Source organism: Psychrobacter vallis (assembly GCF_904846715.1).
Classification (GTDB): domain Bacteria; phylum Pseudomonadota; class Gammaproteobacteria; order Pseudomonadales; family Moraxellaceae; genus Psychrobacter; species Psychrobacter vallis.
Window position 1 is genome coordinate 168,445 of the sequence record NZ_CAJHBU010000001.1, and the last position, 23,070, is coordinate 191,514.

Below are 23,070 nucleotides of genomic sequence, written 5' to 3' on the forward strand. Positions count from 1 at the left end.
TTGTATCTCAAAGTCACGACATTACTGTCAATCGTTACTATTAATACACTTTAGGACAATTAAATACCGTTTAACTCACTCGGTAGTTTGGTGCTTCTTTAGTGATTTGCACATCGTGAACATGCGATTCTTTCATACCTGCTGACGTCACTTTGATAAACTGCGGGTTGGTACGCATGTCTTCAATCGTCGCAGAGCCTGTATAGCCCATTGATGAGCGCAATCCGCCAACCAACTGATTGACAATACCAGCGACTGGGCCTTTATAAGGAACGCGGCCTTCGATGCCTTCTGGTACGAGTTTTTCTACGCCATCTTTGGCATCTTGGAAATAACGGTCTGACGAACCATTGGAGCCTGACATCGCACCAAGGCTACCCATACCGCGATACGCTTTATAGTAACGACCTTGGAACAACTCAACTTCGCCTGGTGCTTCTTCGGTACCAGCCATCAGCGAGCCTACCATGATGCATGATGCACCAGCAGCGATTGCTTTTGCCATATCACCAGAATAACGAATACCACCATCAGCAATCAAGGGAATGCTGTCTTGTAAAGCGCTGGCAACATTATCAATAGCAGAGATTTGCGGTACACCAATACCTGCGATGATACGCGTGGTACAGATAGAACCGGGGCCGATACCAACTTTTACAGCATCCGCACCAGCATCACGCAATGCTTTTGCTGCATCACCCGTGGCAATGTTGCCACCGATGACTTGCACATTCGGGTAGTTTTTTTTAATCCAAGAAACCTTGTCAATCACCCCTTTTGAGTGACCATGTGCTGTATCCACAACGATAATATCGACATCAGCGGCGATTAGTGCTTCAACGCGCGCTTGCGTGTCTGCCCCTGTACCAACAGCAGCGCCAACCCGAAGGCGGCCTTTCTCATCTTTACAGGCATTTGGATTATTTTCTGCTTTGGCAAAGTCATTGACTGTGATCAAACCACGCAAACGGAATTGATCATCAATAACGATGACTTTTTCGATACGATGCTCATGGAGCAGTCTTTTGATATTTTCGTTGCTTTCACCTTCATGCACCGTTACTAACTGATCTTTTGGTGTCATGATTTGACTGACTGGCAACGATAAATTGGTTTCAAAACGCCAATCTCTGTGGGTTACGATGCCCACAACATTGTCTGTGCCTCTTTCTACCACAGGTACGCCCGAGATATTATTGTCTTGAGTCAATTTTAGTAACTCACCAATGGTCATTTCAGGATGTACAGTAATCGGGTCGACAACCGTACCCGCTTCAAATTTTTTGACGCGACGCACTTGTGTGGCTTGCTTGACGATATCCATACTCTTATGCAAAATACCCATACCACCCAGCTGTGCCATCGTAATGGCCATCTCAGATTCAGTCACCGTATCCATGGCCGCAGAAATCAACGGTAGATTCAGTGTGATGCTTTTGGTCAAACGGGTAGACAGATCAGCAGTTTTTGGCAAGACTTCAGAATAGGCTGGCAATAATAAAACGTCATCAAAGGTTAAAGCTTCATCGACAATTCGCAACATACAGACCCCTAGTGGTGGTTATTTTGATGGGTGGGATTTTTGCATTTATCCCTTAAAAATAACGCCACATTATAACAAATAAGCAGACGAACCGCATGCTTATTTATCAGCTTATTTCACACAAGCGCGTCTTGGTCTAACGATAGGCATGGCAAGCTTTGCATGATTGGTGATTTTTTTTAGTGACTCTCTTTTACTCCTAATGGTCTTGTCTTAATGCAAAACGCTCTGTTGGTAAATACTTATTTTGCTGCTCATGCAAGTAGCTAAGCATCTGTTCACGTATCTCACAGGCAAGCGTCCACGCTTCTATGGGACCTATCGCCGATACAGCGCCGCGCAGTTGAATGGTTTTTTCGGTCACCTCAACGACAAATATTTCAGGCTCATTTTTGTTATCCCAAAGCTTGTGGTCTTTGACCATCGATATAAAATGCTGACGGATGGCGCCAATATCTGCGCCATAATCGATATATAAAAACACAGGACAGGTCTGATGAACCTCTGTATGTGACCAGTTTTCTACGGTTTCCGTAATTAACTCGCGCATCGGCACAATCAAGCGACGTTCATCCCATGTTTTTAGGACGGCATACGTATAACGCAAGTCTTCAACGGTACTAAAATTGCCATCCATTATTACACTGTCGCCAATCCGTACAGGCTGCGTCACCGCTACTTGTACACCAGCGATAATATTGCCCAAGATAGGCTGCGCCGCTATACCGATGACCACGCCTGCAATACCCGCCGAAGTTAACATCGTCTTGCCAAGGCCTTCCATGTTGGCAAACTCACTCAAACCTATCCAGATGCTGCCGAGAATCATAACAAAGATAAAAACCCGGCGAAATATCGATACATAAGTACGGCGACGTCGTTCTTTATCAAAATGTTCTTCAGCCAAATTTTCAATCTGCATGTTTTGATAACGATTGGCAAAAAAGTTAATGATGCGGATGCCCAACCACATGGTACTAAAGACCAGACCGATCCAAATCAGTGGCCGTGTCGATGAAGCAACGGCATCTAAGTAAGGAAATCCACCAGACACTAAGGTAAATACCAGTAAAAAACTGATGGCAAAGGTTAGAGGTACTGTCAGCTTACCGACCAAGTCTGCCACGCCATTACTACTACCAACATACATACTGTATTTTTCATCATCGATATAATAACTGATGATCTTTTCGGTTCCTTTACTCAGCAGCCAACCCACACCCATCGTCAGTAAAAAAAACGAGATTAACGCCAAAAACTCCCACAATGCGATACCAAAGACTTTAAACTTCATCCACGTGGGTAAATAACGCTCAAATTCTGCTGGATGATATTGCTCATATAGATTGTCAATATTTCCAACTGTTTGAGCTGAAAACACCCAGACAGGCGCACTGTCCTCTACCCGTACTCGCTGCAAATAAATAGGGACACGGCGCTCACGATAATCAATGTAGCCAAGTTGGATAGAGCGTCTGGCAATGCCCATTACGCTGCTGGTATTACCGAGTGGCGGCTCTATCAGACCATCAGGTCGATCTGGCAAATCATCAAATACGTAAAGCTTTCTTTCGGACAATAAAAAATCAAGACGTCGCGTTAGCTCAAGAGCACGACTACGCTGAACGTCATCCTCAATCAAATTCATATTCAGCGCGTAAGCAGCCAAATCATACTGCTGCTTCATCACTGCTGATTGAAAAAACTCTAAGGTGGCCAGTGGTGTGGTTAGATTCGGGGGTTTAGATAAAGGTGGCAGGCCTGCATTGAGTCGATCTAATACATAATAACTTTCATGATACTCCCCCGTTAGCCCCGCATCACCTTGCAACGTCCCTGCCTGCTCTACCGCGGTACGCTCGTTAGGATCAAACATTTCTTCTACGACACTAGAAGTGGTTATTTCTTTGTCTTTAATCGCATTAATCTTTTGAGCGGCATACTCAGTAAAGGTATCAGGGTTGCTTGCTGCTGATGGAGTGCTGGACGTGTCGGTTGTATTTTCCTCACTACTGCTTGGTGTATCGGTAGTGCTTGCCGCGTGCGCAGAAATAACGGGAATACCAATGGCACTGATGACAATAAATAGAGAAGCCAATAGCAACGATAATCGATGAAAATATTGACCTATAGAGTGGCTATGGCCTTCGACCTCAATTGTCTTACTGTTGGTGGTCATAATGCGGCCCTTGAAAGTATTCATATATGTAAAAGCCACCCATTCGTGTGAGGTTTGAGGTAAAAAATGGTTGTTATAATTAACTTAACTAGGGCGTGTCATCAATTAGATTATAAGCATTAAAATTAATAAATGTGCCAGTTGATGACATACCCTAAATATAGTCTACAAAAAAAGCCAGCATAAGGCTGACTTAATTTATGACTATCTGTATGTGTGTTTTGTAAACTTGTGCTTTATGCACGCCGCCATGTCGTACCAGCACGGCTGTCTTCAAGCTCAATGCCAGCCTCTTTTAACTGCTCACGTATCTCATCGGCACGCGCAAAGTTTTTACTGATTTTGGCGTCTGCGCGCTCAGTGATGAGGCCATCAATAACAGCATCGGTTAAGCCGCTATCTGTCTGCTCACCAATCACTGCTTGCAAAAATTGCTGTACTGGCTGCTGTAAAATATTCAACACTTGTGCCAATGCTTTGAGTTGCTGCGCCAATTGCCAAGCCGTCTCCACGTCCTCAGCTTTAATCGCTTTATTGATATCACGCGCCAGCCCGAACAACACACTAATAGCCGTAGAGCTGTTAAAATCATCGTTCATCGCTTTGATAAAATCTTGCCCAGTTGCGCTAACATAGGCATCATTTATCAACGCCTCATCAATTGTTAAGGTCTGCTCTTTTTGCTGTTCCGCCAATTTGAGCGCGTTGTATAATCTGCTTAGGCTATTATGTGCTTCATCCAATGCGCTATCAGAGAAGTTTACTTGGCTGCGATAATGGCTCGATAATAAGAAAAATCGCACGGTTTCAGGCAAGTACTTCGCCATCACGTCGCGAATAGTTGCAAAATTGCCTAGTGACTTAGACATTTTTTCGCCATCGACATTGATAAAGCCGACGTGCATCCAGTTACGTGCGTATTCACAACCAGTCGCGGCTTCAGACTGAGCGATCTCGTTTTCATGATGCGGGAATTGTAAATCATGACCACCACCATGAATATCAAAGGTGTTGCCTAGGCACTTAGTTGACATCGCCGAACATTCAATATGCCAACCCGGACGCCCTTGTCCCCACGGTGATGCCCACTGCGGCTCATCAGGTTTTGCCGCTTTCCACAAGACAAAGTCAAACGGATTGCGTTTATTGTTTTCGACATCGACTCTCGAACCTGCCTGCATATCGTCTAAATTGCGCTTTGATAATTTGCCATAATCGGCAAAACTATCGACCGCATAATAGACATCGCCATTGTCTCCTGCATACGCATAGTTACCCGTGACTAGCGTCCCAATCATTTGTTGCATCTCGTTGATGTGATCGGTCGCACGTGGCTCGGCATCAGGCGATAAGCAGCCAAGCGCAGAAAAATCTTCGTGCATCGCGTCAATAAAGCGCTGCGTTAATGCGCCAATTTCCTCACCATTTTCGTTCGCACGGGCGATGATTTTGTCATCGATATCGGTAATATTACGCACATAATTGACGTCATAACCCAATTGTGTCAGCCAGCGTACTGCCATATCAAAGCCAATCATCATCCGAGCATGACCAATATGACAATAATCATAGACAGTCATGCCGCACACATACATGCCAACCTGTCCTGCTTTGAGTGGTACAAACTGACGCTTGCCGCCAGTCATTGAATCATAGATGGCAAGCTGAGACATCGCATCGGCAAAGGGTGTGGTCATAGTGGAAAAGCCTTTTTATTAAAAGTATAAAGAACAAAATGAAATATTAAGGAGCTACAGTTGTCCATAAACAAAAAATTTACAACCATTGTATAGGGCGTGTTCGATTATTCGACTATTCGACTATGGCACTGACAGTACCTATTTGTGAATATCAAACACGCCCTAGTCAATATAAAAGAGAGCCAGCCAAAATTTAACCCATTATCTTAGCGAAAACAGCCATAAAATACTACAATGGGCGCGCAACTAATATCATTCAATCATAAAAATAGTTAAGGAATCGCTATGGGCAATCGTTTAAGCAAAATATACACTCGTACTGGAGATGATGGTAGTACGGGTATGGCAGATGGCAGCCGCCTCAGTAAAACAGACACGATATTCAACGTCATGGGTGATATCGACGAGCTCAACTCACATATCGGTTTGGTACGCGCCCATTTGGCACAAGCCGTAAAAGACAACGAGACACCAAATAAAAAACAACTCCCTGAACATTTGCAATCCCAACCAGCGTTAGATTTTGCACAAGCCTTGGTCATCATTCAGCATTTGTTGTTTAATATTGGTGGTGAGCTGGCGATGCCAGAATATGAAGGCGTGAATGCCACTCATATTGATTGGTTAGAGCAGCAGATTGATGCCATGAATACTTTTCTACCACCATTAAAAGATTTTATCTTACCGACAGGTTCGGTATTGGTCAGTCAGTTACATGTGGCGCGTAGCGTGTGCCGTCGGGCTGAGCGCCAAGCCGTTCTGTTACAGCAGCAACAGCCTCAAGCAATTCGTCCGACTGCGGTGAGCCTTATCAACCGCTTATCCGATTGGCTGTTTGTTGCTGCTCGCTTTTGCACTGATCCCAAGCAAGTTGCTGAAGTACTTTGGGACAGCCAAGTGTTACAAAAACTCGCTAATGATAAATAGCTGTATTTAATAATGCTACGATATCGAGCCGTCGTCATAAGTTAAAAAAGCCCGCAACGTTGACGCTGCGGGCTTTTTATTGACTTGGTATTACTGCTTAACTATTTATAAGCAGTATTGGTATTAACCCAACTTATTAATAAGTAGCGCTTTCATCTTCAATAATAACCATGTCGATGCTTTCATCATTAGGCACGACTTTTGGTACGGCAGGCGTTTTAGGATTGGAGGTTGCCCCATTGCTTTCGTTAGAACTGCTTTGATTGTTATTCACAGTTGGCGGCGTAGCAGGACGAGTCGGCTCAACTGGGTTGGTTACTCTAGGCTGACGAACGGGTGCTGACTCACTGTCATTGTCTTGTGCAGATTCACGGCGCTCCGCGGCACGTTCTGCACGCTCCTCATCCATAGCTGACTGGAATACAGACCCTGCCATCACATCCGCCACAACGGTAATCAATGCTGGCTGTCCAGCAATACGTGTACGTACTTGACCACCTTGAGTGCCAACAACATAGGTAAAGGCGTCATCAACGAGCATATTGTTATTGATACGAATATTGTTTTGCGCCAAACGCGATTGCAGGCTTGGCTGGTTATTTGCCGCTTGTACTTGGCTGGCTTGATACAAATCTTCGCTCGGCAACGTCATACTAACGCTAGCCTGACAAGTCGTCATACCATTGTTATTGGTGTCTTGTAAGATCGCCGCATTTTGTACATCAATGACAACGCTATTGGTCTTGTCAGTAATGCTGCCACTACTTAGATCGATTTCTGCCTCATTTGCATAGTCGGCAGCCAGCGATTGTGCTTGCTGATTGAGCGTATTTCTTAGCGCTGCTTTGAGACGATCTTGCACCATTGGGTCATCACAACTGACCGCAGTAGCAGCAGTATCCTCAGTGTCTACTGAGTCTTGTTCTGTTAATTCCGCTGTCTCAGTGGTATCTTCTTTCTCTGAGCGATCGCAGCCTGTCAGCACCAAACCACATACTATGCCAATTCCAGCAACTTTCTGCCACTTGCTCAAACTCTTATTTGCTACGCTCATGTTTATCTTGCTCCCAATTTACTATTCGTACCGCCACTGATGGTCAGTGTTTAACGTTCAAACCACAACCTTAAAGATTATCGGTTTAAAAACCACATTATTATACGGTGTTTAGATTAAATGGTCATTAGTGTAGCCTATGGATATACAAATAACGCCCCCATTGTGAACAAAACCTGCAATTGGTTGCAAAAACATAACAAACCCGCCTCTATAAAGCTGCTTAAAAAATACTCTTAAGCTGTCATCATCGAAAAATACGCTATACAAATGATATAAAATCCACAAATCTACACCAAAATAATGGCTTGTATGCGCTCTAGCCTTAGTGAAAAAGTTACAGAAAATTTTTTTTGAATCGGCAAATTTCATTAGACGAGCTAAGTATGACGATATATGCTTACGGCTAAAAACAGGCTAGAGCCGATACATATGATAAATCTTGGAAATACGCGATTATTGGGTCATCGCGGTGCTCGTGGCGAGGCGTTAGAAAACACATTTGCAGGCTTTCAATATGCCCAGCGTCTTAAGCCACAAGGCTTGACGGGGGTGGAGTTCGATGTGCAATTAAGCGGCGATGGCCGTTTGGTCGTGTTTCATGATGATGATTTGGCGCGCATGTGTGGTCAGCAATCACGCGTTGATCAATTAAGTATGATTGAGATCCAGCGTCATTTGCAATTCAAGCATCGAATTATTGCATTGGCCGATATAGCGCCCATATTGGCTGACTTTAGTTACATTGAGCTGGAAATTAAGACCCACTGCCGTACTGATTACAGCAAACTCATTAAGGCTTTGACACACGATCTAACTGACAGCCCATTTGCCAGCCTTCCCATTGTTCTGACCAGCTTTGATGTGGAGCTACATACGCGGCTGCAAAGCAACAAACTATTGAGGCATATTCCACGTGGCTTGTTGATTCGCACACCTGAGACATTGATACTTGCACCGAATACGGCCTTGCAACTTGACTGTGTGCAGCTGGGCATCCACTACCCTCTCCTGAGTCAAGCTGTCATTAAAAATAGCCACCGTTATGGCTTGCCAGTGAGTGCGTGGACAGTCAACGATATCGACACCATTAAACAGCTAATAAAATGGCAAACTGACGTCATTATCACGGACTTCCCAAGTCATTTATTACTAAAATAATAAATCTATCCTACATTGCATTTGTCTAACACAGCCTACATATCTATCGTGTTTCTTACACTTTTACCCCATGCCTGATAAGTCACCGATTATTTTTGTGAATACATTCTATAATTGATACAAGTTATTGTTATTTAGCAATATTTTTATAGTGTATAAGTGTTCACTTTATTAGTTATTTAAGGTACTATAGAGGCTTAAATTAATACCGCTAGGGATATTATATGATTGCAAAAAAAGCACTTGGCTTCCCGCTTAAAGGCTTACGTTTCGCTATCAAATCTGGTGACACGCTTGTCAAAGCTGCCAGCATTCAAGTCACACGTTTTAAGACGCGTTTTGACGAGAATAAAACGAAAAACTCACTCGATGAGCAGCCTGTTGCCAAACGCAACTACGCTGATACTGCCGATCAAATCGATACTTCTAGTAAAGAAGCATCCATCGATATGCGTGAGTTTGAGTTTACAAAAGCACCGATCAACTGGATTCCAGCGACTATCTTGGTAGCCACGCCTATTGCTGCCGCTATTATCACGCCATGGTATTTGTTTACTCATGACGTTAGCGCGCCAGTTTGGGGGGTGTTTGGTGCCTTTATGGTGTGGACAGGTATCAGTATTACTGCTGGTTATCATCGTCTATTGTCGCATCGTGCTTATAAAGCACATCCAGTGGTAAAGAACTTTTTATTACTTGGTTCTACCCTAGCGGTGCAAGGCTCTGCGTTTGACTGGGTCTCTGGTCACCGTACCCATCATCGTCATGTTGATGACCGTTTAGACGATCCTTATTCAGCGAAACGCGGATTTTGGTTTAGTCACATGGGTTGGATGCTGCGCAATTATCCTAGTGGTAAGTTTGACTACAAAAACATTCCTGATCTAACCAAAGACAAAACCCTACGTATTCAGCATAAGTATTATGGTCTGTGGGTAGTCGCATTGAACGTCGGTATGGTCGCTGCTATTGGCTGGCTACTTGGTGATGTATGGGGCACATTGGTCATCGTTGGTTTGTTGCGTTTGGTATTGACCCATCACTTTACCTTTTTCATCAACTCTTTATGTCATATGTTTGGTACGCGCCCATATACTGACACCAATAGTGCTCGTGATAACTTCTTCTTAGCACTTGTGACTTGGGGTGAGGGTTATCATAACTATCATCATTTCTTCCAATACGACTATCGTAACGGCGTAAAATGGTGGCAATATGATCCAACCAAATGGTTGATTGCTGGCTTATCAAAACTTGGCTTAACCACCGAGCTACGTACGGTTGATGATACGACCATTAAACATGCTGAAGTACAGATGCAGTTTAAGAAAGCTCAACAACAGATTGATACGGCAGCAGTGAGTGGCCTTGATCTTCCTCATGCGATGAAAACATTCCAAGATCGCATTAAGTTTGAATACGATGCTTTCACGCAAACGGTTGAAGAGTGGCAAGCACTAAAAGCCAAAACTATCGAGCTAAAAAAGACAGAGTTTGCTGATCGTTTGCATGAAGTTGACGATAAATTGAAGCATGATTATGCTAAGATTGAACAGAAAATACTTGAGCACAATAGCAATCTAAAAACAGCGTTTCGCTCTATTGGTCAAAACACCAAAGCTGCTTAAATGCTAATCATCAGACACTCTATTTGACGTTTCTCCTTCCCTCTATCTGCAACAGATAGAGGGATTTTTTTGTATATGATTTTATAATTCTTTAATAAAAACAGATGAATCATTATAGATTACAAGAGATGGACAGAGTGAAACGCCGCTCTATCAAGGCTATGCTATAGTAAGTTTCTGACTTTATAATTCGATTTTATACTTCAATAGGAACGGCTTTTATGCGTTATCAAAACAGCTATATCCACTTGGACACGCGCCTTTATCATGAGCAGCCGCCTACGCCATTAGACAATCCGCGCGCTGGTCATTTCAACGTGCAGGTTGCAGAGCAGTTGGGTTGGACGGGCGATGATGTGTTAATGTCGCGCTGGGTGGAAATCCTTGCTGGTCAATATGTTCCAGCTGAATTTAAACCGCTGGCCATGGCCTATGCGGGTCATCAATTTGGTCAATGGGCTGGCCAATTGGGTGATGGACGCGGTTTATTAATGGCACAAGTGCTGGATAATGACGGTCAGCCACAAGACTTGCATCTCAAAGGCATTGGTTTGACACCCTACTCACGAATGGGTGATGGGCGCGCGGTGCTGCGTAGCACTATTCGGGAGTATCTGTGTGGTCATGCCCTTACTCAGCTTGGTATTCCATCATCTAACGCCTTAGGTTTTGTGGTATCGGATACAAGAGTACGGCGCGAGCGTATGGAGGCGGGAGCCGCACTGATGCGGGTGGCTGACAGCCATATTCGCCTTGGTCATGTCGAGTGGATTGCCAGCTTTGCGCCTGATTTGCTCGCTGAATTTACTGATTATATGATTGACACTTACTATCCAGAATGCCGTGATAGCGATACACCCGTACTGGCATTTTTGACAGCAGTGGTTGAGCGTACCGCGAAGATGATAGCGGACTGGCAGCTGATCGGCTTTGCCCATGGCGTCATGAATACTGATAACTTATCTATTACAGGCAGTACCTTAGATTTCGGGCCCTTTGGTTTTATGGAACGGTTCAATCCAGCGTGGATCAACAATCACTCTGATCATACAGGGCGCTATGCTTATCAAAACCAGCCCGCTATCGGTCATTGGAATCTCAATGTTTGGCTGCCCCATTTTATGCGCTTAGAAGGTGTCAATCGTGAAACGCTAGCAGATTGCTTGGCACCTTACGAGGCAACCTTTATGCAGCATTATCAGCAAGGACTGTGCCGTAAGCTTGGATTGCCACATGAAAAGGAAAGCTTAACCTTGGCGTTTGAATGGTTGACCCTATTAGAAGACAACTTGCTTGATTATACCAATAGCTTTAGGGCGCTATTGGGTCTTGTGGCGCCAGACGAACACCCTTACGAGCAGCATCTGCTGGCAACACTGACAACGGAGCTCAATCAGGAAGCACAAAAAGTTTGGCAAGACTGGTCAATAAATTATTTGGCACAAATAGAGCTTGTGTCTTTTGAACAAGCCATCAATGACATGCGAACCAACAATCCGGTTTATGTCTTGCGCAATAGTATGGCGCAGCGGGCTATCACAGCAGCAGAACAAGGTCAGTTTGAAGAGGTCAATCGAGTGTTCGATTTACTCGCCACTCCTTATACCGTCCAAAGTATTGCCACCGAGCTTGATATCATACCGCCTGCACCAGATGCACCGCAAATGCCAATCAGTTGCTCATCCTAATTGCTAATAGGGCGTGATAATAATAACAATAATATCGAGATTATGGTTGATATAAACCCACAGTCTTTAGTATTATCAACTGGCGAAATGTTGAATATCATTTTAGTATATTATTCGTTTAATTCAACGCTATTGACTAGGCGATAAATTGCCAATAATGCTCAAACAGCGGTTTATGCTAACGTGTTTTTGACCTAATATTCAATCGCCACTATTTATTTTTTACTGTCTTTATGCCCTTCAACTTTTATCATTCCATGATAGTTAAAGGGTGAGACATATTTTTGGCACCATTTACATTATTCCAATTTATTCCAACCATGGCAATTATTATGAATGACGATACCATTTTGAATACGGACAACCACAGTACAGAAAAAGAGCAGTTTGAACAAGCTGCCTTACATTATCATGAGTTCCCACGCCCGGGTAAAATCTCAGTTACTCCTATTAAACAGCTCGCCAACCAGCGCGATCTAGCACTGGCCTATTCCCCTGGTGTGGCAGTGCCTTGTCTTGAGATTCAAAGAGATCCGACGTTAGCAGCTAAATATACAGCACGCAGCAACTTGGTTGGTGTCATCACCAACGGTACGGCGGTACTGGGTTTGGGTAATATCGGCCCATTGGCATCAAAACCTGTCATGGAAGGTAAAGGCGTTCTATTCAAAAAATTCGCAGGTATCGACGTTTTTGATATTGAAATTGCCCAAAACGATCCAGATAAGTTCATCGAGGCGGTTGCTTCTCTTGAACCTACCTTTGGTGGTATTAACTTAGAAGACATCAAAGCGCCAGAGTGTTTCAAAATCGAGCGTGAATTGCGTAAACGCATGAACATTCCAGTGTTCCATGATGACCAACATGGTACGTCAATCATTGTTGCAGCAGCGATGCTCAACGCTTTGTTGATTACTGGCAAAAAAATCGAAGAGATCAAAATTGTTTGTTCAGGCGCAGGCGCGGCAGCCATTTCTTGCCTAGACATTATTTGTGCACTTGGCGTGAATAAAAACAATGTCTTTGTTTCGGACTCACGCGGTATCATCAGCACCAGCCGCGAAAACCTTGACGAAACCAAACAGCGCTATGCTCGTGAGACGACTGCGACCACTATCGAAGAAGTCATGGACGATGTTGATATGTTCCTAGGGCTATCTATGCCAGGTACATTATCAGAAGATATGGTTCGCCGTATGGCAAAAGATCCTATCGTCTTTGCACTCGCCAACCCAACCCCTGAAATCATGCCAGAATTGGCGCACGCTGTGCGTCCAGACGTTATCATGGCAACAGGTCGCTCAGACTATCCAAACCAAGTAAACAACGCACTATGCTTCCCTTATATTTTCCGCGGCGCATTAGATGTTGGTGCCACGACCGTTAATGAAGAGATGAAAGTGGCTTGTGTTAAAGCCATCGCTGCCATGGCACACGTCGAGGCCACACCAACCACCAGCGCCAGAAATATTGAAAAAATGCAACGTTTCGGTCGCGACTACTTAATCCCAGGCCCTCTAGAACCAAACTTAATCATTGAGATTGCTTCTGCTGTCGCTAAAGCAGCAATGGATTCAGGCGTTGCAACCTTACCTATCGATGACATTCAAGCGTATCGTCAGCGTTTGTCTGAGTTTGTTTATAACTCAGCGTTTGTGATGAAGCCTATTTTTGCTCGTGCCAAGTCAGCGCCAAAGCGTATTGTTTATTGTGAAGGTGAAGACAACAATGTACTGCTTGCTGTGCAAGTCGTCGTTGACGAACAACTGGCGAAACCGATTTTGGTTGGTCGCCCTGCCGTCATTGAAGCCAATATCGAAAAACTGGGTCTACGTTTAAAGGATGGCGAGAACATCACTATTATTAATCAAGATGATGATCCGCGCTACAAAGATTACTGGCAGGGTTATTACGAGAAAAACAAACGCCGCGGTGTCAGCATCGAGCTTGCACGTCGTGATGTCCGTCGCAAAACCACCTTAATTGGTTCACTACTGGTTGACAATGGCGATGCAGATGGCATGATTTGTGGTACGTTCAGCCATTATCAACTGCACCTAGAATACGTTCAAAGTGTCATTGATAAAAAAGAAGGCGTTAATGACTTTTATGCGATGAATGCCATCTTAATGCAAGATCGCAATATCTTTATCGCTGATACTTATGTGCATGAAGATCCAACAGCTGAACAGTTGGCTGAAATGACGGTATTAGCGGTCGATCAATTACGTCGCTTCGGTATCACCCCACGTGTCGCGCTGGTTTCACATTCTAACTTTGGTGCTTCGAACCGTGCCAGCGCTGTCAAAATGCGTAAAGTGTACCAGTTACTAACTGATATGAAAGTAGACTTTGATTTTGAAGGTGAAATGCAAGGCGATGCGGCGCTTAACGAAATTATTCGTTCAAACCACATGCCATCAAGTCCACTAAAAGGTGCGGCAAACCTACTGATTTTACCAACGCTTGACGCATCAAATATTGCCTTTAACCTACTTAAGACGGCAACCAGCAGCGCTTCTATTGGTCCAATTCTGTTAGGCACCAGCAAACCAGTACATATTCTAACGCCATCAGCCACCGCACGTGGTGTCGTCAATATGACAGCCCTTGCAGTCACTGAAGCTCAAGACTTAGAAAACGAAAACCAGTAATATATGACACACATCATAAAAGTGTGCGCATATTATTAAAAGGGTCTCTATAACTTATTAATAGAGACCCTCTGCTATACTAAAACCAGTCAATGCTATCAAGGCATCGACTGGTTTTTTTTGATCAGTTTTCATGGCATGACTTAATATCAGCAATAACTTATTCAATAAGAAGAGAACAGTATGCAAATTTACCTTGTTGGCGGTGCGGTGCGCGATCAGCTGTTAGGTCGCCCTATCAAAGATAAAGACTTCGTCGTCGTCGGTGCTACCGTTGAGGCCATGCTGGATGCTGGATTCCAGCAAGTGGGCACAGACTTTCCCGTGTTTTTGCATCCTACCAGCCATGAAGAATACGCCTTGGCTCGCACTGAACGCAAGCAAGGCGTAGGCTATCAAGGTTTTTGTGTCCATGCCAGCTCTGACGTGAGCTTAGAAGACGATCTGCAGCGTCGCGACTTGACGATTAATGCCATGGCAATAGAAGTCACCAGCCTAAACGATGACACTCCCATCAATGGTCAGGTAATCGATTATTATGGCGGACTGGCGGACATAGAGACTAAAACCTTGCGCCATGTCTCAAGTGCATTCAGTGAAGACCCGCTAAGGGTATTACGCACTGCTCGTTTTTATAGCCGTTATTATGATTTGGGATTTACTATTGCTGCTGAAACCTTAACGTTGATGCGCCAGTTGGTTCACTCTGGAGAACTTGCGCATTTGAGTGCAGAGCGCATTTGGCAAGAATCAAGCCGCGCAACCATGCAGCTCTCCCCTCATATATATTGGCAGCAACTGTTCGAAATCGGTGCGCTTACAGCGTATTTTGCGCCATTGCATCAGGCTTGGACTGATGATCATGTACGAGAAACGGTGCAAACAGCTCTATATTTTTCCGGTCAAATGCAGTTGAATCTATCACAGCGTTGGGCACTATTGATGAGCAGTGTTAATCCCGCTTTATTGAATTTGCAATCAAACGCTCTCGGCTTCAGTGCCTCAACGATAGAAAAAGAAATTAATGAAATAGGTAATATTGCTAAAATTCCAAAAGCTCAAACCCAATTTGCCAAGTTATTCGTGCAACAGGCCAAAAATTTAAGCGTCATAAACAGTCTTAATGCGGCTGAAAAAATTGACCTTATACAAGCTTGCAGTGCTCACAAAGAGCCTGATAAGCTCTCACAATTGCTGGTAACCAGTCATGTCTTGCAGTTGGCAATACAGCACCGCCAAATGATGATAGCCTTAAATAGCTTCCATGCCATAAGCATACAAGACATTGCGCCAGACCTAAAAGGCCCAGCGATTGGTGAAGCATTGCGTCAAGCTAGAATTGAGCATTTGCAAACGCAAATTACTGCTAAAACAGATCTTAGAAAATAAAACCTTTAATGGCGATGACTCAAAAGCTTAATACGAGCTCGCTCAATCACATTGATACACGAGTTTTGACATAAAAATAGACAATCATAAAAAATATCTTTATTACTGGCTATCTTTTACTTGAAAAATCGAAAAAATCAGGTATCATTGTGCGTCTAACGTTAGGGCCCATAGCTCAGTTGGTTAGAGCAGAGGACTCATAATCCTTTGGTCGTAGGTTCAAGTCCTACTGGGCCCACCATATATAAGCTATACTATTAAAGACTTTCAAGTGATTGAAGGTCTTTTTTATTGTCTACTGTTTTCTATCACTTACTATTTAGTACCCATATAGTACCTAGTATTAAATAATTTAAACCAGTTACCGAGTAATCCTCGCAGACTCAGTTATTCGATAAATTCGAACAATCACTCAAAAATCCCTATAGTATATTTTACGCCTTTAATGAACGTTTATATGGCTGATCCTCGATAAATACCTTATATTGAAGGTGCTATTTGATGACTTTTTATAACCTGTCTTCAACACCCAAACCCGCTTTATTTTGATCGCTGTTCCAATAAAAATACGTCAAATATCTTCCTTTATCTATCTTCAAATAGACATCTTCCTTATTGATTGGCTGTATAACTTATGATTAAAAAAATAGCCTTAGTATTGGCCGTATCGCTGTTGATTATTAGCTTTTTTTACTTTGATCTCAATGAGTTATTGACGCTTGATGGGTTAAAAAGCTCGATGGGTCAATTCGATCAATATAAAGCACAGTCACCATGGCTCGTCATTGGTGGCTTTTTTTTCGTCTATATATTAGTGACAGCCTTATCATTGCCTGGTGCGACCATTATGACGTTGGCAGCTGGCGCATTATTTGGCTTGTTTCAAGGCTTACTCATCGCCTCATTTGCCTCTAGCATTGGCGCAACATTGGCATTTTTGGTGTCTCGCTACTTATTACGTGATTCTATCAAGCAACGCTTTCCTGAACGCCTACACTCGATTGACTCTGGAATAAAAAAAGAAGGTGCCTTTTATCTATTTACCTTACGTCTGGTACCCATATTCCCCTTCTTTTTAATCAATTTATTGATGGGTGTCACGGCTATTAAGGTCAAGACTTTTTATTGGGTAAGCCAACTCGGTATGCTCGCTGGCACTTTGGTTTACGTCAATGCAGGTACGCAGCTGGCGCAAATTGAAAGCCTATCAAACATTTTCTCTTTTAATTTACTTGCCTCATTTGCCTTGTTAGGGCTTTTTCCATTACTCGCTAAAGGAATATTAAATATATTAAAAAAACGTCGCGTCTATAAAAACTATACCAAGCCTAAAACATTCGATCGCAATATGATTGTCATTGGCGCCGGTGCTGGTGGCCTCGTCACTAGTTATATTGCTGCTACTGTTAAGGCAAAAGTCACACTTATTGAAGCCGGAGAAATGGGCGGTGACTGCCTAAATTACGGTTGTGTCCCTAGTAAAGCGCTCATTAAAAGTGCTAAAGTTGTAGAACAAATGCGTAATGGCGAGCGCTATGGTCTAAATAATAGCCAACCAGAATTTTCATTTAACAACGTCATGAGCCGTATCCATAAGGTCATTGCTGATATCGCGCCAAATGATAGTGTTGAGCGCTATAGCAACTTGGGGGTTGAAGTATTAAAAGGTTACGCTAAATTTGTCGATCCGTGGACGATTGAGATTGCACTTAATGATGGTGGAACACAAAGACTCACTGCCCGCTCAATTGTCATTGCTACTGGCGCACGTCCTTTTGTACCAAATTTGCCAGGTCTAGAAGAAACGGGCTATGTGACTAGCGACACTCTTTGGAATACGTTCTCTAAGCTTGAAAAACCTCCTAGCAAGCTTGTGGTACTTGGCGGTGGACCTATCGGCTCAGAGCTGGCGCAAGCTTTTGCCCGCTTAGGATCAAATGTGACACAGATTGAAAGCGGCGAGCGACTCCTCAAAAAAGAAGATGTAGAAGTTTCAGCATTTGCCCAACAAGCACTCATCGAAAGTGGCGTTGATGTTTTAACCTCACATCAAGCGATTCGTTGTGAGACTCGTGATGATAAAAAATACCTTATCGTTGAGCGGTACAGCGAAAGCACAGATAAGCAAGAAATAGCCATTGAATACGACGAATTAATCTGTGCCGTTGGCCGTAGCGCACGTTTGGAAGGCTACGGTCTTGAATCCTTAGGTATCGAAACTGAACGCACTATCAACACCGATGAATACTTAGAAACACTCTACCCTAATATCTATGCCGCTGGCGATATCGTTGGCCCTTACCAATTTACCCATATGGCTGCCCACCAAGCATGGTATGCCGCGGTAAATAGTTTGTTTGGCAATCTAAAGAAATTTAAAGTAGATTACCGAGTGGTTCCTTGGACAACTTTTCTTGATCCAGAAATCGCCCGTGTGGGTCTAAACGAGCAAGAAGCTATCGACAAAGGGATTGATTTTGAAATTACTCGTTACGATTTTAAAGACTTGGACCGTGCGGTAACTGAAAGCGCAAATCATGGCTTTATTAAGGTCATTACCCCAAAAGGCAAAGACAAAATACTAGGCGTAACTATCGTAGCTGAGCATGCTGGAGATTTGATGGCTGAATTTATACTGGCAATGAAACATGGTTTAGGTCTTAATAAAATACTTGGCACCATTCATATATATCCAACATGGACCGAAGGCAACAAATATGCTGCTGGTGAATGGAAGCGCAATCATGCGCCTGAAAAGATATTAAACCTACTTGAAAAGTACCATACGTGGCGGCGGAGCTAATTAGAGACACGCTATAGACAAACCACCATCCAAATAAAGCTGATGGTAGCTAAACTGATATCAATGAGACAGTCGACGAGGTAAATGATGGCCAATGAAGTATGGTGGCGGCTGGGCTTCTTTTTGAGCATATTGGTCATGATGATGCTACTGGAATACCGATATCCGGCACGTCAGTCCCCCATTAAAAGTAGCACGCGCTGGTTTGCTAACTTTGGGTTAGTATTTGCCGCTTCGGTAACTGCTCGATTGGTGGTTCCTATTGGGTTAACCGCTGTGGCAATTTACAGTCAACAAAACGGTATTGGTTTATTTAACCTAATCGATTTACCCCATGTGGTCACCATTATTCTTAGTTTATTATTACTCGATATCATCATTTATTGGCAACATCGATTGTTCCACCAAGTGCCTCTACTTTGGCGCTTACACCGCGTCCATCATGCCGATGCGCATATCGATGCCAGCACCGGACTTAGATTCCATCCCATTGAGATTGTGTTAAGCATATTGATTAAGCTTGTTTCTGTCATTGTATTGGGTGTACCTGCTATAGCCATACTCATATTTGAAATTATATTAAATGGTTTGGCCATGTTTAATCATGCCAATATTCGCTTGCCAGCAGCAGTTGAAAAACCATTACGTCTAGTGTTAATAACACAAGTGTTGCATCGTATTCACCACAGCCAAGTCGTATCTGAGACCAATTCAAATTACGGGTTTAGCGTTGTTTGGTGGGATAAGTTGTTTGGCAGTTATAAACGTGAAGCCGCCAAATCAGATCAAAAGTTAAATATTGGGCTAAAAGAATATCCTGAACCCGAACAAAATGCTTCTTTATGGATTTTATTGCTCTTACCTTTTAAAGGCAAAGCCTTTGCAAACAAACCAGTAAAAGAAAAATAAATGCTTTAATCATCAGCCACATATTTTGATAGGCTGTAATCGATAAGCACCATGCTAGACTACTAAAATAAAGATAGCCTATTTTAAAATAAGTAAAAAAGCCGAATGCTACTTTTTACAGTAATATTCGGCTTTTTTATATGTACTTTCTAGTTACTTTTTAGCTACTTTCTAGCAGTTAGAAAGAAGTACGACGATAGCTGCGGTACCTAGGCAACCAAAAATTGGCTTTTAATCGACGTTCTAAATTTTCTGCTGTTACAGGCAAGGCCAGTTTGTCTTCAATCGCTTGTAGTGCCACTGCATAGGCGATCTTTTCACTGATCTCTCTAATGAATTGAATTGAAGGTAATATTGCCCCTGCTTCTTTTTCATATTCCAATGATATGTCTGCCAATGCTTGGCTGGCAGCCATCAACATATTATCGCTGATACCTTTGGCATGTGATGCTAAAACACCTAACCCAATACCGGGGAAAATATAGCTGTTATTACACTGAGAGACCTCAAAAGTCTGACCTTCAAAAGTGGTATTAGGAAAAGGACTGCCTGTTGCAATAATTGCCTTACCTTTACTCCAGTTCGTCACTTCCTGCGGTGTCGCTTCAACACGAGACGTTGGATTAGATAGCGGCAATACGATTGGATGTTCAGTATTCGCACATAACGTTTCGATTACTTCTTGTGTAAATAGACCTTTTTGTCCACTGACGCCAAATAACACCGTTACTTTTGCTTGCTTAACCACTTGTGCCAAACCGAGTTTTTGGCTCTTATCCCAGTGGGCAATAGCGGATTCTTTTTGTACTAAAGGTACTTGGAATTTTTGTAGCTCTGTCATGCTATCCGTTAATAGGCCATAACGATCAACCATAAACACCTGACTGCGAGCTTGCTCTTCTGTTAAACCCTCACGCTGCATTTGGCGAATAATATGTTCAGCGATACCGCAACCTGCTGATCCTGCACCTAAGAATGCGATTCTTTGCTGACTCAGTTTTTGACCTTTATTTAAGCACGCTGCAATCAATGTACCGACTGAGACAGCCGCAGTGCCTTGAATATCATCATTAAAGCAGCATAGCTGGTCGCGATATCTATTCAATAATGGTGTCGCGTTTTCCTGCGCAAAATCTTCAAATTGTAACAACACTTCTGGCCAACGACGTTTGACGGCTTGAATAAATAAATCAACAAATTCATTATATTCATCACCAGAGATGCGTGGATTTCTCCAACCCATATACATAGGATCATCAAGCAACTGCTGGTTGTTGGTACCTACATCTAATAAAATTGGTAGGCAGTAAGCTGGGCTAATACCGCCGCAAGCGGTATATAAAGACAATTTACCAATGGGAATGCCCATGCCGCCAATACCTTGATCGCCTAAGCCCAAGATACGTTCACCATCAGTGACAACGATGACTTTTACTTTTTGTTTGGTTGCATTTTGCAGCATATCGTCGATGTTATGACGCTCAGGATAAGAGATGAACAAACCGCGTTTACGGCGATAAATTTGCGAGAATTTTTCACAAGCTTGGCCAACGGTTGGCGTATAGATAAGAGGCATTACCTCTTCGATATGTTGCTCAACCAAATGATGAAATAACGTCTCATTGGTGTCTTGTATATTACGCAGATAAATGTGCTTATCCATATCACTCGTAAATGAGCGAAGTTGATGATAAGCGCGTAATGACTGCTCTTCAATTGTCTCAATGTTATGAGGTAATAAGCCTGTTAAATTGAAGTTACTCCGTTCTTCTGATGAAAAAGCGCTCCCCTTATTCAATAAAGAGGTTTCTAATAGGGCTGGTCCAGCAAAAGGAATATATAACGGACGTTTGGTTTGCATAATAAAATCTTCTTAGTAAAAGTGTATGGTAGTACAAAGTATACAATTGGCAGAACAAAATCACCCAAAGCAAGCTTGTCGGCACAGAGCCATATTATACTGAAATAATGGCCGCTCTTGAAAAAATTAATTGACTTAAATAATAATTAAGAATAGATAAAGAAACGAGACATATTAGGCAAATAAAAAATTCGATCATTTTTTATGAGCAGATTTTTTTACTCAGTGGAGATGGCGGGAGTTGAACCCGCGTCTTCAAAATTCGTTGCCTTCTATATTAGGCCATGTTGAACATTCTTAATTACTTGAGAGGTTATTTTACATGACCACTATAAACCTTTAACCAACGTAAATCATTAACTAACGTAGGTCATCAACCACTGCCAACATGGCAATCAGCGAGGCTTCACCTAATTTAGCAGAACGCTCTGGTGACCACCCTCTAGCTGAATCAGGTACATTGTCATTGTCTTTAAACGGCATCTCTAAAGTATTGGCAAGGCAATCAAAATGTTCAGCCACCCAGTTAGTGGCGAGCGTCATATTTGCTGCACCCGGTGCATCAACGTCATAACCAAATTCAGACTGAAAATCGGCACTCGCTAATTTTAATACTTCTGAAAATGTATCACGTAAACCCGCAAGGCGTTCACTATAACTTGGCGTACCTTGAGAACCAGCAAGGAACACATAAGGCAAGGCTTCATCACCGTGCACATCATAAAATAGGTCAACACCGGTCTCTTCCATTTTGTTGATCACATGAAAGACTTCAGGGCTTTTCTCTAGACTTGGGTTTGACCATTCACGATTTAAATTAGTCCCGACTGCGTTAGTACGTAGATGTCCGCGCACACTACCATCAGGGTTCATATTAGGCACGATATAAAAATTCGCTTTATCTAATAGCAATCTACTGTTGGCATTATCACTGTCTAACAAACTGTCTATTAGCCCTTCGACTAGCCATTCCGCCATGGTTTCACCCGGATGCTGACGCGCTGTAATCCAAATATTGCGTTTATTCACATCAGTACTGCTGTCGCCATCACCAATTTTGACTAAGGTTAAATCACGCTTGTCGAGCGTTTCACCTAAATGCTCTACACTTACTAACGGGTGCATTTGTACGGCGGCTAATAAATCTTGATGACGCTCATAACTGTAAGGCGCAAAATAAGCAATCTGAATGGTCTCATACGCGAGCTCTGCCATGATGGTTAAAACGCCATTTTTATAAGAAGTTGGCAAACGGAACCAATGCTGACGATCATACGACGCAACCGCTTGGTAATTCTCCCACCCTTCAAGATATGATGCCTCCCCCGCATTTAAGATATTAAGAACATATTGTTCTCCAATCTGACCGGATAGTCGAAAGTTAAACCACTGAAAAAACTCGCCACCAACGTCTGGACGGATAGCCAATTGAATGTCTTTTTTATCCTCTAAACTGATAACGTCAATATTACCTGCATCGAAATTGGCAGTGATATACATAATCGTTCCTTAATTGATTTTATGGTCGTGTTTCAAAAATAGCCGTCATGGCGATACTGATGTTCTTTCTCTTA

The 23,070-nt window shown here is 43.0% G+C and carries 14 protein-coding genes and 1 tRNA gene; 9 read left to right on the forward strand and 6 right to left on the reverse strand.

What is annotated here, in order from left to right; genetic code table 11:
• Window positions 1-70: 70 nt before the first annotated feature.
• From guaB to cysS, 3 genes are all read right to left on the reverse strand, one after another.
• Window positions 71-1,543: an IMP dehydrogenase gene (guaB, locus tag JMY02_RS00720; RefSeq protein ID WP_201594187.1), complete on the reverse strand. Its 1,473-nt coding sequence runs from the start codon at window positions 1,541-1,543 to the stop codon at window positions 71-73.
• 199 nt (window positions 1,544-1,742) lie between these two features.
• Complete coding sequence (locus tag JMY02_RS00725; protein ID WP_201594189.1) at window positions 1,743-3,722, reverse strand: mechanosensitive ion channel family protein; 1,980 nt, start codon at window positions 3,720-3,722, stop codon at window positions 1,743-1,745.
• A gap of 236 nt (window positions 3,723-3,958) precedes the next feature.
• Window positions 3,959-5,419: a cysteine--tRNA ligase gene (cysS, locus tag JMY02_RS00730; protein WP_201594191.1), complete on the reverse strand. Its 1,461-nt coding sequence runs from the start codon at window positions 5,417-5,419 to the stop codon at window positions 3,959-3,961.
• 288 nt (window positions 5,420-5,707) lie between these two features.
• Between cysS and JMY02_RS00735 the strand changes: the two genes are divergently transcribed.
• Window positions 5,708-6,349, forward strand: a complete 642-nt coding sequence (locus tag JMY02_RS00735) for a cob(I)yrinic acid a,c-diamide adenosyltransferase (RefSeq protein ID WP_201594193.1) — start codon at window positions 5,708-5,710, stop codon at window positions 6,347-6,349.
• A gap of 136 nt (window positions 6,350-6,485) precedes the next feature.
• Here the strand turns inward: JMY02_RS00735 and JMY02_RS00740 are convergent, their stop codons facing one another.
• Entirely contained in the window at window positions 6,486-7,403 is a 918-nt protein-coding gene (locus JMY02_RS00740) for a hypothetical protein (protein WP_201594195.1), read from the reverse strand.
• A gap of 432 nt (window positions 7,404-7,835) precedes the next feature.
• Between JMY02_RS00740 and JMY02_RS00745 the strand changes: the two genes are divergently transcribed.
• From JMY02_RS00745 to JMY02_RS00780, 8 genes are all read left to right on the forward strand, one after another.
• Window positions 7,836-8,564, forward strand: coding sequence for a glycerophosphodiester phosphodiesterase (locus JMY02_RS00745; RefSeq protein WP_201594197.1), 729 nt, complete (start codon window positions 7,836-7,838; stop codon window positions 8,562-8,564).
• Between the two features lie 449 nt (window positions 8,565-9,013).
• Window positions 9,014-10,192, forward strand: a complete 1,179-nt coding sequence (locus JMY02_RS00750) for an acyl-CoA desaturase (RefSeq protein ID WP_201594427.1) — start codon at window positions 9,014-9,016, stop codon at window positions 10,190-10,192.
• A gap of 221 nt (window positions 10,193-10,413) precedes the next feature.
• Window positions 10,414-11,880, forward strand: a complete 1,467-nt coding sequence (locus JMY02_RS00755) for a protein adenylyltransferase SelO (protein WP_201594199.1) — start codon at window positions 10,414-10,416, stop codon at window positions 11,878-11,880.
• Window positions 11,881-12,212: 332 nt separating this feature from the next.
• Window positions 12,213-14,534: an NADP-dependent malic enzyme gene (locus JMY02_RS00760; RefSeq protein ID WP_201594201.1), complete on the forward strand. Its 2,322-nt coding sequence runs from the start codon at window positions 12,213-12,215 to the stop codon at window positions 14,532-14,534.
• Window positions 14,535-14,717: 183 nt separating this feature from the next.
• Window positions 14,718-15,923 (forward strand): tRNA nucleotidyltransferase, encoded by a 1,206-nt coding sequence (locus tag JMY02_RS00765; protein ID WP_201594203.1) that lies wholly within the window; start codon window positions 14,718-14,720, stop codon window positions 15,921-15,923.
• Window positions 15,924-16,087: 164 nt separating this feature from the next.
• A tRNA-Ile gene (locus tag JMY02_RS00770) sits at window positions 16,088-16,164 on the forward strand.
• A 393-nt stretch (window positions 16,165-16,557) separates the two neighbouring features.
• Window positions 16,558-18,726, forward strand: a complete 2,169-nt coding sequence (locus tag JMY02_RS00775) for an FAD-dependent oxidoreductase (protein ID WP_201594205.1) — start codon at window positions 16,558-16,560, stop codon at window positions 18,724-18,726.
• 84 nt (window positions 18,727-18,810) lie between these two features.
• Window positions 18,811-19,635, forward strand: a complete 825-nt coding sequence (locus tag JMY02_RS00780; RefSeq protein WP_265087929.1) for a sterol desaturase family protein — start codon at window positions 18,811-18,813, stop codon at window positions 19,633-19,635.
• Window positions 19,636-19,813: 178 nt separating this feature from the next.
• On the opposite strand, the gene JMY02_RS00785 is transcribed toward JMY02_RS00780, so the two are convergent.
• Entirely contained in the window at window positions 19,814-21,496 is a 1,683-nt protein-coding gene (locus tag JMY02_RS00785; protein WP_201594207.1) for an NAD-dependent malic enzyme, read from the reverse strand.
• A gap of 360 nt (window positions 21,497-21,856) precedes the next feature.
• Complete coding sequence (locus tag JMY02_RS00790) at window positions 21,857-22,996, reverse strand: M14 family metallopeptidase (RefSeq protein WP_201594209.1); 1,140 nt, start codon at window positions 22,994-22,996, stop codon at window positions 21,857-21,859.
• Between the last annotated feature and the right edge of the window lie 74 nt (window positions 22,997-23,070).